We start from the raw sequence: 15,373 nt of genomic DNA, 5'->3' as shown, positions 1-15,373 counted from the left end.
ACCCCGCAGAGACCTCATCCGCCTCACCGGCGTTCACCGACGGGCGCCCGGCCCACCGGCGCTCGCGTTCTGACAGCGGCGTCACCGCGGCCGGCTAGGCGGGCCGGTTCTGCTGCTTTCGCAAGGCCGCCATGGCCGCGCCCACGATGCCCGCCTCGTTCTGGAGAGCCGCGGGGACGATCGGGGTGCGTATCTTGATCCGGGGCAGGAACCTGTCGGCCTTCTTGCTGATCCCTCCGCCGATGACGAACAGCGAGGGAGAGAAAAGCACCTCAAGGTGTTCGAGATACTCGGTCACCCGGTCGGCCCACTCGTCCCAGCCGAGGTCGTGTGCCTCCCGCGCGTGGGCGGAGGCATGCTTCTCCGCCTCCTTGCCCCTGATCTCCAGGTGGCCGAGCTCGGTGTTGGGCACCAGACGACCGTCCATGAGCAGGGCACTGCCGATCCCGGTGCCGAAGGTCAGCAGCATGACCACCCCCGATCTGCCCTTGGCCGCCCCTGCCCCCACCTCGGCCAGGCCTGCCGCGTCGGCGTCGTTGAGCACCGTTGTCGGCAGGCCGGTCTCCGCGGAGAACAGCTCTCGCACGTTCGTGCCGATCCAGTCCTTGTCCACGTTGGCGGCCGAGCCGGCGACCCCGTCGACCACGACTCCAGGAAAGGTCACGCCCACCGGCCCGTCCCAGTCGAAGTGCCGGACGATCCGCACCACCACTTCGGCCACCGCTCTGGGCTTGGCGGGCTTCGGTGTGGGAATGCGCAACCGCTCTCGCGTCAGCCGCCCCGCGGCGACGTCCACCGGCGCACCCTTGATTCCCGACCCGCCGATGTCGATTCCCAGCGCTTCCATGTGCCTACCTCCTGCCGGTTCCCCTTCCCCCTGATAGGCGGCTGATACTCGTTTGCAGATGGTGGTCAACCCGGTTGAAAGCAGCCCATCTCAGACTGTGGGCATCGCAGCCGGAAAGGAACCCCTCCCATGACGATCACCCGTTCCCTGACAGCACTCGCCCTCGCCGCCGCTCTCATATCGATCACCCCGGTGGCCGCCCAGGCCGCGACCGGCCCCACCGAGGACACGACGGCCGCGCAGAGCGCCACCCAGGGCACCATCCAATGGGGCGTCCGGTACGCTCCCGGCCGGAAGGCCAAGACACACGGCTCGCTGACGGTCACCGGCGAGGACCACGCCGACATCCCGGCCGCCGCGACGGGCCGGATCTCCGGCAAGGTCTACGACCTGACCAAGGGGCCCTCCTGCGGCTGGGCGGTCTTCCGCCTCACCTACCGGACCGCGGACGGGAACCTGCCGTTCAAGCACCGCAGTGTCGTCGACTGCTCGTACGGCACTCCGAAGTCGTTCGCGTTCACCCAGCGCGACCTCTACCAGGTCGAGCTGAAGGTCTGCTCGGAGGCCAAGGCTTCCAAGCCCTCGCTGAACTGCCTGTACGAGGGCACCTGGAAGGTCCTCTACGTCTCGAAGTGACCGACGGCCGGAGCCGCCCTCCCCGGTGAGAGCGTCAGCTCACCGGGGAGGCGGTCCGGCGCCTGCGGCGCACCATGAATCCGAGTGCCGTCGCGGGCAGCACGACCAGTCCCGCGATCAGCCCCACCATGGGCAGGTAGTCCTGGTCGGGCCTGACAGGCGGGCCCGTGCCCGTCGCGGGGAAGGTGATGGTGGCGGTGACCGCCCGTTTCACCATGCCGCTCATCAGGGTCAGCTTCGCCTTCCAGGGCCCTGCGGGCACCTGCGGGTCCAGGGTCACGATCACCGGAGCGGCGGCCCCCGGAAGCAGCGTGACTCCCAGGTCGGCGGGGAAGGGGCCGGTCTGCAGGCCACTCGGTCCCTCCGACAGCGACAGCGTCCCGCTCATGTCCAGCGTCCGCTCACCGGTGTTACGGACCAGTGCCGCCACCTGCGGGCTGCCGTCCGTGCCGCGCTTGGGGGTCAGATTCTCGACCCGGAAGTCCGAAGGCGGGTCGCCACCGTTCCCGACGTCGAGGTAGACGCGGATCCCGACACGATTGATGACGCGCACGGGGTTGGTGACGTCGGGTTCGGCCACGCTCTCCGCCCAGACGACGCCGTACCGCTCGCCGCGCGAGGCGGCGGGCGGCACTGTGATCTTTACCTGCGCGACCTCCTTGCCGCCCGGTGCCACGTCGATCGAGGGGCGGTCGAGTGATATCCAGCTCGCCAGCTCGTTCTGGACCTGTCCCGGCGGCGCGCTGAAAGTGTTCCGCACGATGTCGGCACTGGCCGGATACAGGCGGATGTGCTGGGTCCTCTTGGAGGTGTTGGAAACCTCCAGTTTTCGCTGGATGGTGGTGCCCGGACGGAGATGGTCGACGATGTAGGAGAGCGCGCGCGGGTCGTTGCGGTGGCTGACCGGCGCCTCGAGGAGGCGGATGCCGATCGTGCCCCGGGGGTCGGTGGTGACCGGGCTCGCGCCGGCCGCGCCGGAGAACAGCGCGGCCAGCAGCGTCGGTATGAACGCTCCAGCGAGCCGGTTACGCCACCTGATGTGTCACCGTCCCGCTGTAGGCGCCCAGCTCGGCCGTGATGGGGACGTTGACGATCAACGTGGGGTTCCAGGTGGCCGTGCTACCGCCGGTGCCCCCCGTGTGACCGAAGGCCGTCACGGCGGTCTCCGTCGTACCGGTCAGAGTGACGGCGTCGCCTGCCGTGAGCTGGCCGGGGGTGAAGGTACCGCCGCCGGTGGTGGCGGTCGCCGGGCCGGACCAGTACTGCACCGCGGCGAAGGGAACGGTCAGGTCGTCGACGGTGAAGTCCGTCGCGAACACCGACGCGGTCCAGAGCGAGGTGGCCCCGCCGCGGGTGTCGGAGACCGACACCGGGCCGATCTGCCCGGTGACCGTGCCGGCGGGAGCGGCGGAGCCGATGTTGGTCGGACCGGCCGGCGCGGTGATGTCCAGGCTTCCCGCCGTCACGGTGAACGTGACGATGGTGTCGGCGCTGGGGGCCGCCACCGCCGGCGCCGCCAGGATGAACAGCAAGGCGCCCGCCCCCGCCGAGGTGAGTGCGGTGAATCTCTTACGCAAGGTCTCTTCCTTCCGAATGACGGAGTCTTCGGGGGGATGAGCAAGTAATGGATCTTCCACACCCGCTGCGATCACCTTAAGAGATCAGCAACTACGCAGCGCGACCAAAACGGTAAAAGGGCGGCCCGTAGATGGCTCAGTAACCACCAAAGTGCCGGACAAGCCCCACGACGTCCCAGAGTGAGCACATCGCCCGTCAATGGGCTGACCGGTAGTGGAGGCCAACACCTGAGCTGCAAATTTCAGGAATTCTTGAACATTAAACCCCTGCTTTAAAGCATGTTTCCGCAATGCTCTAACGCAAATAAGGAAGTCAGCGACAAATGATTGTGGAAACAGCGAGTTCCTTCAGCGTTTCACCGGGCCGGTCGAGGCCCTGACCACCAGTTCGGGCTCGAACAGCAGCTCGTCGGCCGGGACCAGCGCCTTGTCGATCTGGGCCGCGAGGAGGTCGACGACCGCGCGCCCCATCGCGTCGATCGGCTGACGCAGCGTCGTCAGCGGCGGGTCCGTGCAGTTCATCAGCGCGGAGTCGTCATAGCCGATCACCGAGACGTCCCCGGGCACGGAGAGCCCCGCCCTGCGGGCCGCCCTGATCGCCCCCAGGGCCATCACGTCGCTGGCGCAGATGACGCCGGTCACGCCCTTGCGGATCAGCCGCGCGGTCGCCGCGTGCCCGCCTTCCAGGGAGAACATGGTGTGCTCCACGAACTCCGGATCGAGCCCCGCCGCGTCCAGCTTGCGCCGCGAGGGCACGTGATCGGGGGGGCCGAGCACCATGCCGATCCGCTCGTGGCCCAGCGACCGCAGATGGCCCAGCGCCATCTCGGCGGCGGCCACGTCGTCGCAGGAGACCTGCGGGAAGGCGAGATGCGCGACCGCGGCGTTCACCAGCACGGTCGGCAGGCGCCGCTCCCGCAGCAGCTCGTAGTGCTCGTGCGAGGCGTCCGCCTGGGCGAACAGACCTCCGGCGAACACCACACCCGACACCTGCTGCTGGAGCAGCAGGTCGACGTACTCCGCCTCGGAGACGCCGCCCAGCGTGCGGGTGCACAACACGGAGGTGAACCCCTGCTGGGCCAGCGCCCCGCCGACCACCTCGGCGAAAGCGGGGAAGATGGGATTCTGCAGCTCGGGGAGGACGAGCCCGACCAGCCTCGCCCGGTCACCCCGCAGCTGGGTCGGCCGCTCGTAGCCGAGCACGTCGAGCGCGGTGAGAACGGCCTCGCGGGTCGCCTCGGACACCCCGGGCTTCCCGTTGAGCACGCGGCTGACCGTCGCCTCGCTCATCCCGACCTTCTTGGCCACTTCTGCAAGCCGTCGCGTCATGATGAAACTATAAGGCAAGGGAAGCAATTACTTGCGTAAACTTGCGAAAGTTACGTCAAGAGTCAAGGTGCCGGTAGCCGTCCCGTTCAGCTCTCGGTGATCCGACCGGCGTCGACGTGGATGCGCCGGGTGGTGTGCACCGCGTCCAGCATCCGGCGGTCGTGGGTGACCAGCAGCAGCGTACCGGGATAGGAGGCGAGCGCGGACTCCAGCTGTTCGATCGCGGCCAGATCCAGGTGGTTGGTCGGCTCGTCGAGTACGAGCAGGTTCACCCCGCGCGCCTGGAGCAGCGCCAGCGCCGCCCTGGTCCGCTCCCCCGGCGACAGGGTGACGGCCGGGCGCGGCACATGCGCGGCGCGCAGCCCGAACTTGGCCAGCAGCGTACGGACGTCGGCGGGGGTCATGTCGGGCACGGCGGCCCCGAAGGCGTCCACCAGGGGCTCGTCACCGAGGAACAGCCCGCGCGCCTGGTCCACCTCGCCGACGACCACGCCGGGACCGAGTGAGGCACCTCCCTCCTGAAGCGGGATCCGGCCCAGGAGCGCGGCGAGCAGCGTGGACTTGCCCGAGCCGTTGGCACCGGTGACCGCCACCCGGTCGGCCCAGCCGATCTGCAGGTTCACCGGGCCGAGAGCGAACGCGCCACGCCGGACCACGGCCTCGCGCAGCGTCGCGACGACGGCTCCGGAGCGGGGGGCGACCGCGATCTCCATCCGGAGCTCCCACTCCTTGCGGGGCTCCTCGACCTCCTCCAGCCGCTCGATCATCCGCTCGGTCTGGCGGGCCTTCGCGGCCTGCTTCTCGGTCGTCTCGGCACGGAGGTTACGGCCGATCTTGTCATTGTCCGTCGCCTTGCGCCGCGCGTTCCTGACACCCTTCTCCATCCAGGCACGCTGGATCCCGGCGCGTTGCTTGAGGGCCGCGACGGTACCGGCGTACTCCTCGTACTCGTCGCGAGCGTGCCGGCGGGCGACCTCACGCTCGGCGAGGTACGCCTCGTAGCCGCCGCCGTGCAGACGGATCAACCGCTGGACGAGATCGAGCTCGACGACCCGATTCACGGTCCTGGCCAGGAACTCGCGGTCGTGGCTGACCAGGACGGTCCCGGCGCGCAGACCGGTGACGAAGCGTTCGAGCCGCTCCAGCCCCTCCAGGTCGAGATCGTTGGTGGGCTCGTCCAGCAGGAAGACGTCGTAGCGGCTGAGCAGCAGGGAGGCCATGCCCGCCCGCGCCGCCTGCCCCCCGGAGAGCGCCGTCATCGGCCGGTCGAGCTCCACGGCGAGGCCGAGTTCGGCGACCACCTCCCCCGCGCGGTCCTCCAGGTCGGCACCGCCCAGGGCCAGCCAGCGCTCCAGACCCGCGGCGTACTCGTCGTCGGCACCCGGACGGCCCTCGACCAGCCCCTGGGTCGCGGCGTCCAGCGCGCGCTGCGCGGCGGCCACCCCGGTGCGGCGGGCCAGGAAGCCCGCGACCGTCTCGTCCGCCCGGCGCTCGCGCTCCTGCGGCAGGTAGCCGACCGACGCCGAGGGCGGGCTGAGCCGTACGGAGCCGTGCTCGGGAGGCAGCAGCCCGGCGAGGATCCGCATCAGGGTGGACTTCCCCGCGCCGTTCACCCCGACCAGGCCGACGACGTCGCCCGGGGCGACCACCAGGTCGAGCCCGGTGAAAAGCGCTCGGTCGCCGTGTCCGGCGGCCAGATCCTTGGCGACGATGGTGGCACTCATGCGTAAACGTTATCCGCCCTCGGCGGCCGCGACGTCATGTCCGATATGTCCGATCTAGCGTCGAGCCACCCCGAGCGGGCACCGCACGCCACCCCAGCCTTTATTCCCGGCAAATCGGACATATCTCTTTTTGTGGAAAAAACTTTTCTGGCGGCGGCGACCGGCCATTGACCTGCCCATTCCCGCCGAGAAACATTACCTTACGGAGACTTAAAGCTACTTTTTTTGGGACTTTGGGCAACATCACTTACTTCTGAGCCGTCTTATGGGGAGGAGACGGTCACTCCCGACCGCCTACGCCAACGGGGAGAAAAGGAAATAATCTTGATGAAACGAATCGCCATCGGCCTGCTGTCCGCAGCCGTGAGCGGCTCGCTGCTCATGTCCGCCGGAACGGCCTCCGCGGAGCGAGCCGCCCTCAGTGTGCGCATCGACAGCGTCAACCCCAATCCGGTCGTCGTGCAGGGTGACGACGACACGAGGGTCACCATCGAGGTCCGCACCACCGAGGCCGAGCGCGTCGAACTGCGCCTCAAGCCGGTCTCCGACCAGCTGCGCACCCAGGACGCGCGCGAGCCCCGGATCTTCCACCAGGGCGACCTGTGGCGTTTCACGACCAGCTTCGACGCCTCCGACTTCGAGGGCCGCTGGGTCGCCATCGCCGACGCGTACGACAAGGACGGCAAGAAGGTCACCGACGAGGTCAACTTCTCCGTCAAGCACGAGAAGAAGGAGAAGGCCGAGACCCGCGTCTACCGGTTCTCCGCCAGTCCCGAGTCCGTCCGCAAGGGCCGCTGGGTCTACTTCACCGGTCGCCTCCAGGTCAACGACCGCAGCTGGAAGGACGTGCGGGGCGAGGAGGTGGAGATCTACTTCCGCAAGCGCGGCTCCAGCGCCTGGAAGTTCGTGACCTCCGCCGACACCGGCTGGAAGGGCACGTTCCGTGCCAAGGCCCGCGCCACCAAGAGCGGTGAGTACCGCGCGATCTTCGACGGGACCGACGACCTCTCCGAGAGCAGGAGCCGGTCCGACCGGGTACGCGTGTACAGCCACTACTACCGCCGGTAGTCCCAGCTGACGGCAGTCGACGCGGAGGCCCGGGGCGACCCGGGCCTCCGCCGTCGTCTCCTGACGGTGCCGGCCCGGCCCGTGGTCTGTGAGTGGTGTCACCGGTTGATCCCCCCACCTCCTGAGCAGGTGAGCGGGCACGACGACCGGAGGGAAGCCGCCCGGTAGCGGCGCCGACCGGCGGCCACGACCGTGCCGGAACCGTGGCACGGCTCCGGCACGGTCACGTGACGGTTTCGATCAGCGGTCGCGGCGGGTGACGAGACGGGCGAGTGCGGCCAGCTCGGCGGCGGGCCGGGGCAGCGCGCCCGCGGCCCCCAGGTGACGCAGTGCCCGCGCGAGCAGCTCATCGGCTTCCAGCTGGGTCCAGGCCCGCCCACCCGCGGTCTCGACGAGTTCGGCCGCGCGGACCAGGTCGGTGCCGGAGAGCGGCCGCTCCCGGTGGTAGAGACCGGCCAGCTCATGTCCGGCAGGGGTGCCCGAGGTCAGGGCGGCGACGACCGGGATGGACTTCTTCCGGCTACGCAGATCCGAGTGGGCCGGCTTGCCTGTCACCTCGGGATCTCCCCAGATGCCCAGCAGGTCGTCGACGAGCTGGAACGCCAACCCCAGGTCCCTGCCGAAGGCGGTGAAATGCTCGACCTGCTCTGGGCCGCCACCCCCGAACAGGGCGCCGAGCCCGCAGGCGCACCCCAGCAGGGCACCGGTCTTGCCGGCCGCCATGCCCAGGCACTCGGCCGGCCCGACGTCGTGACGTTCCTCGAACGCGACGTCCGCGCTCTGGCCCTCAAGCAGTTCCTGAACCGCGGTGCCGAAGACCCGGGTCGCCTCGGCGGTGATCGCGTGCCCGCCGGTCGCGAGCACGTCGAAGGCCAGCGTCAGCAGCGCGTCACCGGCCAGGATGGCCGGGCTGACACCGAAGACGGCCCAGGCCGTGGGACGGTGACGGCGGGTCCGGTCACCGTCCATCACGTCGTCGTGCAGCAGGGAGAAGTCGTGCACCAGCTCGACCGCCGCCGCCGGTCGAAGCGCCAGGGCCGCGGCACCCCCGACGGCCTCGGCCGACAGCAGGGCCAGCGCGGGACGGAGCGCCTTGCCCCCACCGGTCGCGGACGGCCGGCCCTGCTCGTCCCACCAGCCGAAGTGATAACCGGCGATGCGCCTCATCGGGGCCGACAGCTTGTCGATCGCCGGGCGCAGGGTCGCCTCGACCATGTTCCGGCTCCAGGTGAGCACCTCGTCCGCGGACCGCCCGTCCGTCCTCATCTCAGTGGTCGTCATCCTTGCTCTTCCTAACTCGGCCGTTCCAAGAAGCGATGCGGCCAGAACGGCCGAGGTGCCGGGCCCGGGCGGGCCCGCGGGAAACGCGTCCGTCAGGACCGGAGACTCCGGCCTCAGTGGCCGATCTCGACGTCTTCCAGGATGCCGAGCGCGTCGGGCACCAGGACGGCCGCGGAGTAGTAGGCGCTGACCAGGTAGGAGATGATCGCCTTCTCGCTGATGCCCATGAACCGGACCGACAGGCTGGGCTGGTACTCGTCGGGGATGCCGGTCTGGTGCAGGCCGATGACGCCCTGGTTGTCCTCGCCGACGCGCAGGGCCAGGATCGACGTGGTGCGGGTGCCGGTGATGGGGATCTTGCTGCAGGAGAAGATGGGGACGCCACGCCAGGCGGGCACTCCGCTACCGCCGACGTCGACGCCCTGCGGGTAGAGCCCGCGCGCGTTGCACTCGCGGCCGAAGGCGGCGATGGCGTGCGGGTGTGCCAGGAAGAAGCTCGTGCTCCGGCGGCGGCTGAGCAGCTCGTCGAGGTCGTCGGGGGTGGGCGGCCCGCTGCGGGTGTGAATCCGCTGCTTGAGGTCGGCGTTGTGCAGCAGCCCGAACTCGCGGTTGTTGATCAGCTCGTGCTCCTGCCGCTCGCGCAGCACCTCGATCGTCAGCCGGAGCTGCTGCTCGACCTGGTCCATCGGGTCGTTGTAGAGGTCGGCCACCCGGCTGTGCACCCGCAGGACCGTCTGCGCGACGCTCAGCTGGTACTCGCGCGGGCTGAGCTCGTAGTCGACGAACGTGCCCGGCAGGTCGGCCTCTCCCGCATGCCCGGCGGCCACCTCGACGGCGGCCTCGCCGTACTTGTTCTGCGGCCCGCTGGTGGCGGTCTCCCGCCGCCGCAGATGGGCCTGGAGCTCCTCGGAACGCTCGGCCAGCTCCAGGAACGCGTGCCGGGGCAGGACCATCGCCGTGCCGCTGGTGACCGCCCTCGCGGTGAACGACCACTCGCCGTCCGTGCCGACCAGCGTCTCGTCGCCGAAGTGGTCACCCGCGGCCAGCACCGTCAGCACGATCTCGTCGCCGTACGGCCCGGTGCCGACCTTGTTGACCTTGCCGTGCGCGATGAGCACCACCTCGTCGGCCGGCTGCCCCGACTCCGCGAGCACGTCACCGGCCCGGAACTCCCGCTGGACGAACCGGCCCGCCAGCGCGTCGAGGGTGTCGGAGTCGTCGAACCCGCGCAGCAGGGGCAGCTCGCACAGCTCGGCGGGGATGACCGCCACCTGCGATCCGGCGTTGGTGAAGCTCACCCGCCCGTCGCCGATCGTGTAGGTCAGCCTCCGGTTGACGCGGTAGGTGCCACCCGACACCTGCGTCCAGGGAAGCATCCGCAGCAGCCACCGCGAGGTGATCTCCTGCATCTGGGGAGTCGACTTGGTCGTCGTCGCCAGGTTACGCGCGGCGTCCGTACTCAGACTCAGCTGCGACCGGCCAGCCTCGAACTCCGTCACAACACACACCACCGATCCGTGCTCGTACCAACAGGGGAAGCGAAGACATGAATCAACCAGGAGGAAACGTCAGTCAACCGCGACAGAAACGGCAAAATGCTGACCTCCCGATGCGCGGATCCGAATTCGACCCGCCATCATGGACGCCTCAATTTTGGGTTGCCCTTAAATATATTGTCAAGCATTGAATACGATCGAGCCAACAATAAACAAAGACTCCATCGTCAAATGCCCGAAAAATATTGAATGTCTTATTCTCGACGCCGCCCAGGCCCGCACCAGGGTCCCGGCAGGCCGCGGATCCGCCTCGATTCCCCCGCCTGCCAGGCCGGCTGATATTTCTCATCTCAGCCACGCACCCGTCATTCACCAACAGAACAGGGAAAATGCCAGGAAGCACCCACGATTGACAGGGCCCGCGGCACGGAGGTCACCTTCATCCCGCAGGCACCCTCGCAGCAGGGCGCCGGCAGGCACTAAAGAATGGATTTTTCGCTAAACTCACGAGAAGCGAGGGAAGCCAGCGGATCAGGTCAGCCTGACTGTTTCGGTCCCCGGTCCAGCAGTTCGGCGAACAGTTTCTCCCAGCGCGGCATGACCGCTTCGGGGGTGTAGTCGTGCGCGGCGACGGCCGCGGCCGCTCCCATCCGCCGCCGCAGTTCCCCGTCCTCGATGAGCCGGACCATCGCCGCCGCCAACGCGTCGATGTCGCGGGGAGGGACGAGCAGCCCGTCGACCTCGGGGGTGAGCACGTCGGCCGGGCCGGTCGGGCAGTCGAAGGCCACCACGGGCAGCCCGTGGGTCATCGCCTCGATCATCACCATCGGCAACCCCTCGAACCGCGAGCTGAGGACGTAGAAGGAGGCCCTGGCCAGTTCCTCGTCGAGACGATCGGTCCGTCCCATCAGGGTGACGTTGTCCCCCAGCCGGTGCTCCTTCAGGAGCGCGCGCAACTGCCCCTTCTTCTTGCCGGTGCCGTAGATGCGCAGCCGCCAGTCCGGGTGACGGTCCACAACCTGCCGGAACGCGGGAATCAGCAGGTCGAAGCCCTTCTGCCCGACCAGCCGCCCGGCCGCGACCACGAGCCTGTCGTCTTTCCTGGAGGGTGTCCGGCGCACGGAGGAGACCGCGTTGGGGACGCGCTCGACGCGCGTGGCGGGCAGGAGCGCCTGGTACTCCCTCCTGTCGGTCTCGGTGAGCACGACCACCGCGTCCAGCTTGCCGTAATGGCGGCCGATCTCCGAGCGGACCGCCTCGGAGTGGGTGGCCAGGTTCATGTGCTCCTGCCCGACCTTGACGACGCTCGCGGGAGCACGGCGGGCCGAGATGAGGTTCAGGGCGGGGCGGGTGGTCACCAGGACGCCGCCGGTGAGCGCGGAGACGTAGTCGATGACGGCCCGCTCCACGCGTTCGGTGAAGTAGGAGGCCGCGAACTCGCCGGCGGGCACGATCCTGCCTCGGATCCACCGCCACACCCGCCGCCCCATGGAGTCGACGGGCCTGCCCTCACGCTGGTCCGACAGCGTCAGGAGACGGATGCGCGGGTCGATCTCGAACTGGGGTCTCTCCTTCCGCCGTACCACGCTGACGATCTCGACCTCATGGCCGGCCGCGGCCATCGCGTTCGCCTGGTTGATCACCGTGCGGATCGTCCCGCCCATGCCGTACGCGTGCAGCAGCAGGTAGCGGATCCTCGTGGTCTCCGGCGCCGTCATGTGGGCTCCGGGACGGGCGGCAGATATCCCCAGCTCTCGCACATCGGCCGGAGCGAGTCGGGTATCTCCTCCGGCCCCGGCAGGTCGCGCCCGGGCTGCACCCGCCCCGACCGGATCTTGTCCTTCCAGTCGCCGAGCCCCTTCTCCAGCACGGTCTGCTCGCCGTAGGCCAGCATCTCCGGCTCCCAGGGAACTCCCAGAAAGTCGCAGACGCGGCGTGCCTCGGCCTCGGGGTCGGCGGTCAGGTCCTCGTAACGCACGGTGCACCCGCTGAGTGCCCCCCGCGCCCGCTGCACCGCCTTCATGTAACGCAGGGCGTCGAGTGCCGCCTCCTCCGGCGTCCGCCTGCCCGCCCCCGCCTCGTACCACGACCTGGCGATGGACGCCGGGTGGCGCAGCAGGAAGACGAATCTGGCGTCCGGCCAGCACGCGGCGACGCGCCGGTAGGCGAAGGCATTGGCCGGTGTCTTGTCCACGAAGAACGTCTTGCCGCTCCTGACCAGCTCGCGGTGGAGCACCCGATCCCACAGCAGGTGTTCCAGGTCGGCCCGGTTGTGGCCGAGCGCCTTCATCGCCCGCTCCGCCAGCGAGGTGCCGAACTCCACCCTCAGCCTCCGCACGTGCGGCTCGTGCGGGGCGTGCAGCATGGAGTGGGCGTTGAGCATCGCCCGCAGGAGCGTGGAGCCGGACCTCACCGGCGAGAGGACGAAGACCGGCGCCACCAGCAGCCGGTCGACTTTCGGGTCGGCGGGCGGACCGAACGGCTCCTCCGCGGCCGGGGCCCCCGCATCCGCCGACGAACCGATTTTTCCTACCCGGTTAAGCTGGAATCCGGTAAGCCTGACAAGGGCGTCGTTGGCCTTACGCTGCCACTTCATGCCCAGGCAGGCTACCCATCTTTCCTGGCATTTCACTGTGTGTTCAGTTTGGAACACCCCCTGTTCCCCCGGGCCCCGGCGAGCACCGGGCCGCGGGCGGGTGGCAGCGCGCCGGGGTTTCACCGCGCGGGACCGACGGCGAATCGCCGTACAGTGTGAGCCATGGGGATGGTCAAGACCGTGGGGCTGGTTCTGCACCCGCAGCGCGATTCGAAGGTGGCCATCGACACGATCGTGGAGTGGGCCCGCGCCCGCAGCGTCACGGTGCTCGGGCTGCCCGACGAGGTCGGGCGCATCGACTGCAGCGCGGTGTCCGTCGACGGCGCCACCCTGGTCGACCGCGCCGACCTGCTCGTCAGCCTCGGCGGCGACGGCACGATGCTGCGCACCATGCGGCTCATCTCGGGGCGGCGGACTCCGATCCTCGGCGTCAACCTCGGCAAGCTGGGGTTCCTCGCCGAGATCGACGTCGAAGAGCTGCCCTTCGCGCTGTCGGCCATCGACGACAACGCCTACACGGTCGAACCCCGGATGGCGGTGCGGGCCACCCTGCCCGACGGCACCTCGGTGACCGCGTTCAACGACATCGCCCTGGTGCGGATACCGGGCCACGGGCTGTCCGCGATGTCGATCACCGTGGAGGGGCATCCCTTCGTGCGTTACGCGGCCGACGCGGTGATCGTCGCGACCCCCACCGGGTCGACCGCCTACAGCTTCTCCGCGGGCGGCCCCATCGTGTCGCCGACGGTCGAGGCCTTCCTCGTGGTCCCGGCCGCGGCGCACTCGTCGTTCAACCGGGCCCTCGTGCTGTCGGCGGACGAGCGGGTCGTGCTCGGCCTGCTGTCGGCGAGCGGCCGGCTGGCCCTGGAGGTGGACGGCGCGGTGGGCGCGCACCTGTCGCCGGGGGACGAGCTCACCGTCACCGCGATGCGCGCCGCCGCGTGGGTGGTCCGGCTCGGCACCACGAGCTTCTACGAGCGTGCCCGCCGCAAGCTCCGCGTCAACGGGAGCGCCGAGGTCGACTAGGCCCTGCCCCTAAGCCCTGCCCCCGAGGCCGCCGTGACCGGCGACGACACCGAGGCGGGGTCCGGCCGACCGCGATAGGCGGAAGATCCAAAGGACATCCGGGCGCCGTCACCTTCTCCGCCGGTCACGGAACGTGATGGCGAGCGGCCCGGCAACAGCGTCAGTCATGAAAGTTTCACCGGCGGGTTGACAGCGGGAAAGCGCTTACCTAGCTTGTGGATTGTTCGCTCACATGTCCGCGGATCGCATATGTGAACGGCGAGTGCTCGCTGGGGGGACTCCGAAACGCAGGCCGCGCCGGCCTGCCGGACCAGCAAGGAGCTCAACTGTGCTGTACAGATTCAACAGGAAAACGGCCGGTGCGGTCATCGCCGCCGCGGCCCTGGCCCTGTCGGGAACGGTGGCGGGCGTCTCCGCCGCCGCGGCCGCCGCTCCCGCCGCGGGAAACTACACACTGGTGAACGACGGCAGTGGCCTCTGCCTGACCGTTCCGGGCGGCAGCTCGTCCGACGGCGTCCAGCTCACCCAGAGCGGCTGCGGCGGCGCCGGGCAGACCTGGGCCGTGTCCGGGGGCAGCACCCAGCTCAAGGCCACACACAGCGGCAGGTGCGCGGGCGTCAAGGACGCCAGTACCTCCGCCGGCAAGGCCGTCCAGCAGGAGAGCTGTTCGGGCGCGTCCTCCCAGACCTGGAACCTGACCGAGTCGGGGTCGAACTACCGGGTGGTCAACGCAGGCAGCGGCAAGTGCCTCAACACCGCCGACAACTCCACCTCCTCCGGCGCCCTCGTACAGCAGAACTCCTGCGACTCGGTGGCGACCAAGCAGTGGCGGCTCGTCCCCGCGGGCGGCTCGAACCCGACGCCGACCGTCACCCCCACCTCCACTCCCACGACGCCTCCGCCGAGCGGCCAGACCGGCCTGGTCGGCTGGGCGACCCAGGGCGGCGGCACCACCGGCGGCGGCACCACCCCGGCGACCACGGTCAGCAGCGCCTCCGCGCTGACCAGCGCGCTCTCGGCGAGCGGCGCGGCGGTCATCCGGGTGTCGGGCACGATCTCCTGCTCCGGGATGCTCAAGGTCACCTCCAACAAGACGATCCTCGGCAACTCCGGCGCCGTCATCTCCGGCTGCGGTTTCAACATCTCCGAGGCGTCCAACGTCATCGTCCGCAACCTGACCTTCCGCAACTGGAACGACGACGGCATCCAGGTCCAGTACTCCACCCGGGTCTGGATCGACCACAACTCCTTCAGCAACGGCTACGACGGAGCCGTGGACGTCAAGCGCGCCAGCGACTACGTCACGATCTCCTGGAACCGGGTCTCCAGCCACGACAAGACCATGCTGCTCGGCCATGACGACGGCAACGCCAGTGAGGACACCGGCAAGCTGCGCGTCACCTATCACCACAACTGGTTCGACGGCACCAACCAGCGCCACCCGCGGGTCCGCTTCGGCAACCCGGTGCACGTCTACAACAACTACTACGGCAACGTCGGCAGCGGCGGCGGGTACGGCGTGGCGTCCACGAAGAACGCCGGCGTCCTGGTCGAGGGCAACTACTTCGAGAACACCCCCGACCCCTACCACCGCGGCGAGGGCTCCTCTCCCGCCGCCAACCTGGTCGCCCGCAACAACCACTTCGTCAACTCCGGTGCCGGGGACGCGGGCGGCAGCGTCGCCGCCATCCCCTACTCCTACTCGCTCGACACCGCCTCCAGCGTCAAGTCGATCGTGACCGGCGGCGCCGGCGCCGGCCGGATCTCGGTCTGATCCGGACTGCTCCAGGTCT

13 protein-coding genes are annotated in these 15,373 nt (G+C 69.3%); 4 read left to right on the top strand and 9 right to left on the bottom strand.

The annotated features are described in order from the left end of the window. Positions 1 to 94: 94 nt before the first annotated feature. On the bottom strand, positions 95 to 847 hold the full coding sequence (gene ppgK / locus ABT061_RS28265; RefSeq protein WP_350923540.1) for a polyphosphate--glucose phosphotransferase: 753 nt from the start codon (positions 845 to 847) through the stop codon (positions 95 to 97). 129 nt (positions 848 to 976) lie between these two features. Between ppgK and ABT061_RS28260 the strand changes: the two genes are divergently transcribed. Next, complete coding sequence (locus ABT061_RS28260; protein ID WP_350923537.1) at positions 977 to 1,483, top strand: hypothetical protein; 507 nt, start codon at positions 977 to 979, stop codon at positions 1,481 to 1,483. Positions 1,484 to 1,517: 34 nt separating this feature from the next. On the opposite strand, the gene ABT061_RS28255 is transcribed toward ABT061_RS28260, so the two are convergent. The 4 genes from ABT061_RS28255 to ABT061_RS28240 form a co-directional block, all read right to left on the bottom strand. Continuing rightward, positions 1,518 to 2,243 (bottom strand): hypothetical protein, encoded by a 726-nt coding sequence (locus ABT061_RS28255; RefSeq protein ID WP_350923535.1) that lies wholly within the window; start codon positions 2,241 to 2,243, stop codon positions 1,518 to 1,520. A 265-nt stretch (positions 2,244 to 2,508) separates the two neighbouring features. After that, positions 2,509 to 3,060, bottom strand: a complete 552-nt coding sequence (locus tag ABT061_RS28250) for a hypothetical protein (RefSeq protein WP_350923533.1) — start codon at positions 3,058 to 3,060, stop codon at positions 2,509 to 2,511. Between the two features lie 348 nt (positions 3,061 to 3,408). Next, positions 3,409 to 4,389, bottom strand: coding sequence for a LacI family DNA-binding transcriptional regulator (locus ABT061_RS28245; protein WP_030918816.1), 981 nt, complete (start codon positions 4,387 to 4,389; stop codon positions 3,409 to 3,411). An 86-nt stretch (positions 4,390 to 4,475) separates the two neighbouring features. Continuing rightward, on the bottom strand, positions 4,476 to 6,113 hold the full coding sequence (locus tag ABT061_RS28240; protein ID WP_350923531.1) for an ABC-F family ATP-binding cassette domain-containing protein: 1,638 nt from the start codon (positions 6,111 to 6,113) through the stop codon (positions 4,476 to 4,478). A 327-nt stretch (positions 6,114 to 6,440) separates the two neighbouring features. Between ABT061_RS28240 and ABT061_RS28235 the strand changes: the two genes are divergently transcribed. Beyond that, positions 6,441 to 7,181, top strand: coding sequence for a hypothetical protein (locus ABT061_RS28235; RefSeq protein ID WP_350923528.1), 741 nt, complete (start codon positions 6,441 to 6,443; stop codon positions 7,179 to 7,181). A 240-nt stretch (positions 7,182 to 7,421) separates the two neighbouring features. On the opposite strand, the gene ABT061_RS28230 is transcribed toward ABT061_RS28235, so the two are convergent. The 4 genes from ABT061_RS28230 to ABT061_RS28215 form a co-directional block, all read right to left on the bottom strand. Beyond that, a complete protein-coding gene (locus ABT061_RS28230; protein ID WP_350923526.1) occupies positions 7,422 to 8,462 on the bottom strand; it encodes a family 2 encapsulin nanocompartment cargo protein polyprenyl transferase in 1,041 nt (346 codons plus the stop codon). A gap of 113 nt (positions 8,463 to 8,575) precedes the next feature. Continuing rightward, positions 8,576 to 9,961, bottom strand: coding sequence for a family 2B encapsulin nanocompartment shell protein (locus ABT061_RS28225; protein WP_350923524.1), 1,386 nt, complete (start codon positions 9,959 to 9,961; stop codon positions 8,576 to 8,578). Between the two features lie 533 nt (positions 9,962 to 10,494). Next, positions 10,495 to 11,676, bottom strand: coding sequence for a glycosyltransferase family 4 protein (locus ABT061_RS28220; RefSeq protein ID WP_350923521.1), 1,182 nt, complete (start codon positions 11,674 to 11,676; stop codon positions 10,495 to 10,497). Further along, positions 11,673 to 12,554, bottom strand: a complete 882-nt coding sequence (locus ABT061_RS28215; RefSeq protein WP_350923519.1) for a sulfotransferase family protein — start codon at positions 12,552 to 12,554, stop codon at positions 11,673 to 11,675. Before ABT061_RS28215 ends, ABT061_RS28220 begins: the two co-directional genes overlap by 4 nt. 162 nt (positions 12,555 to 12,716) lie before the next feature. Here ABT061_RS28215 and ABT061_RS28210 point away from each other — a divergent pair, with 162 nt between their 5' ends. After that, positions 12,717 to 13,580, top strand: coding sequence for an NAD(+)/NADH kinase (locus tag ABT061_RS28210; protein WP_350923517.1), 864 nt, complete (start codon positions 12,717 to 12,719; stop codon positions 13,578 to 13,580). Positions 13,581 to 13,908: 328 nt separating this feature from the next. Further along, positions 13,909 to 15,354 (top strand): pectate lyase family protein, encoded by a 1,446-nt coding sequence (locus ABT061_RS28205; RefSeq protein ID WP_350923515.1) that lies wholly within the window; start codon positions 13,909 to 13,911, stop codon positions 15,352 to 15,354. Positions 15,355 to 15,373 lie beyond the last annotated feature (19 nt).

Origin of the sequence: Streptosporangium sp. NPDC002544 (genome assembly GCF_040295965.1) — a bacterium.
GTDB lineage: Bacteria > Actinomycetota > Actinomycetes > Streptosporangiales > Streptosporangiaceae > Streptosporangium.
The sequence above is the reverse complement of the archived record's forward strand: the minus strand, read 5'-3'. Positions and strand labels throughout refer to the sequence as shown.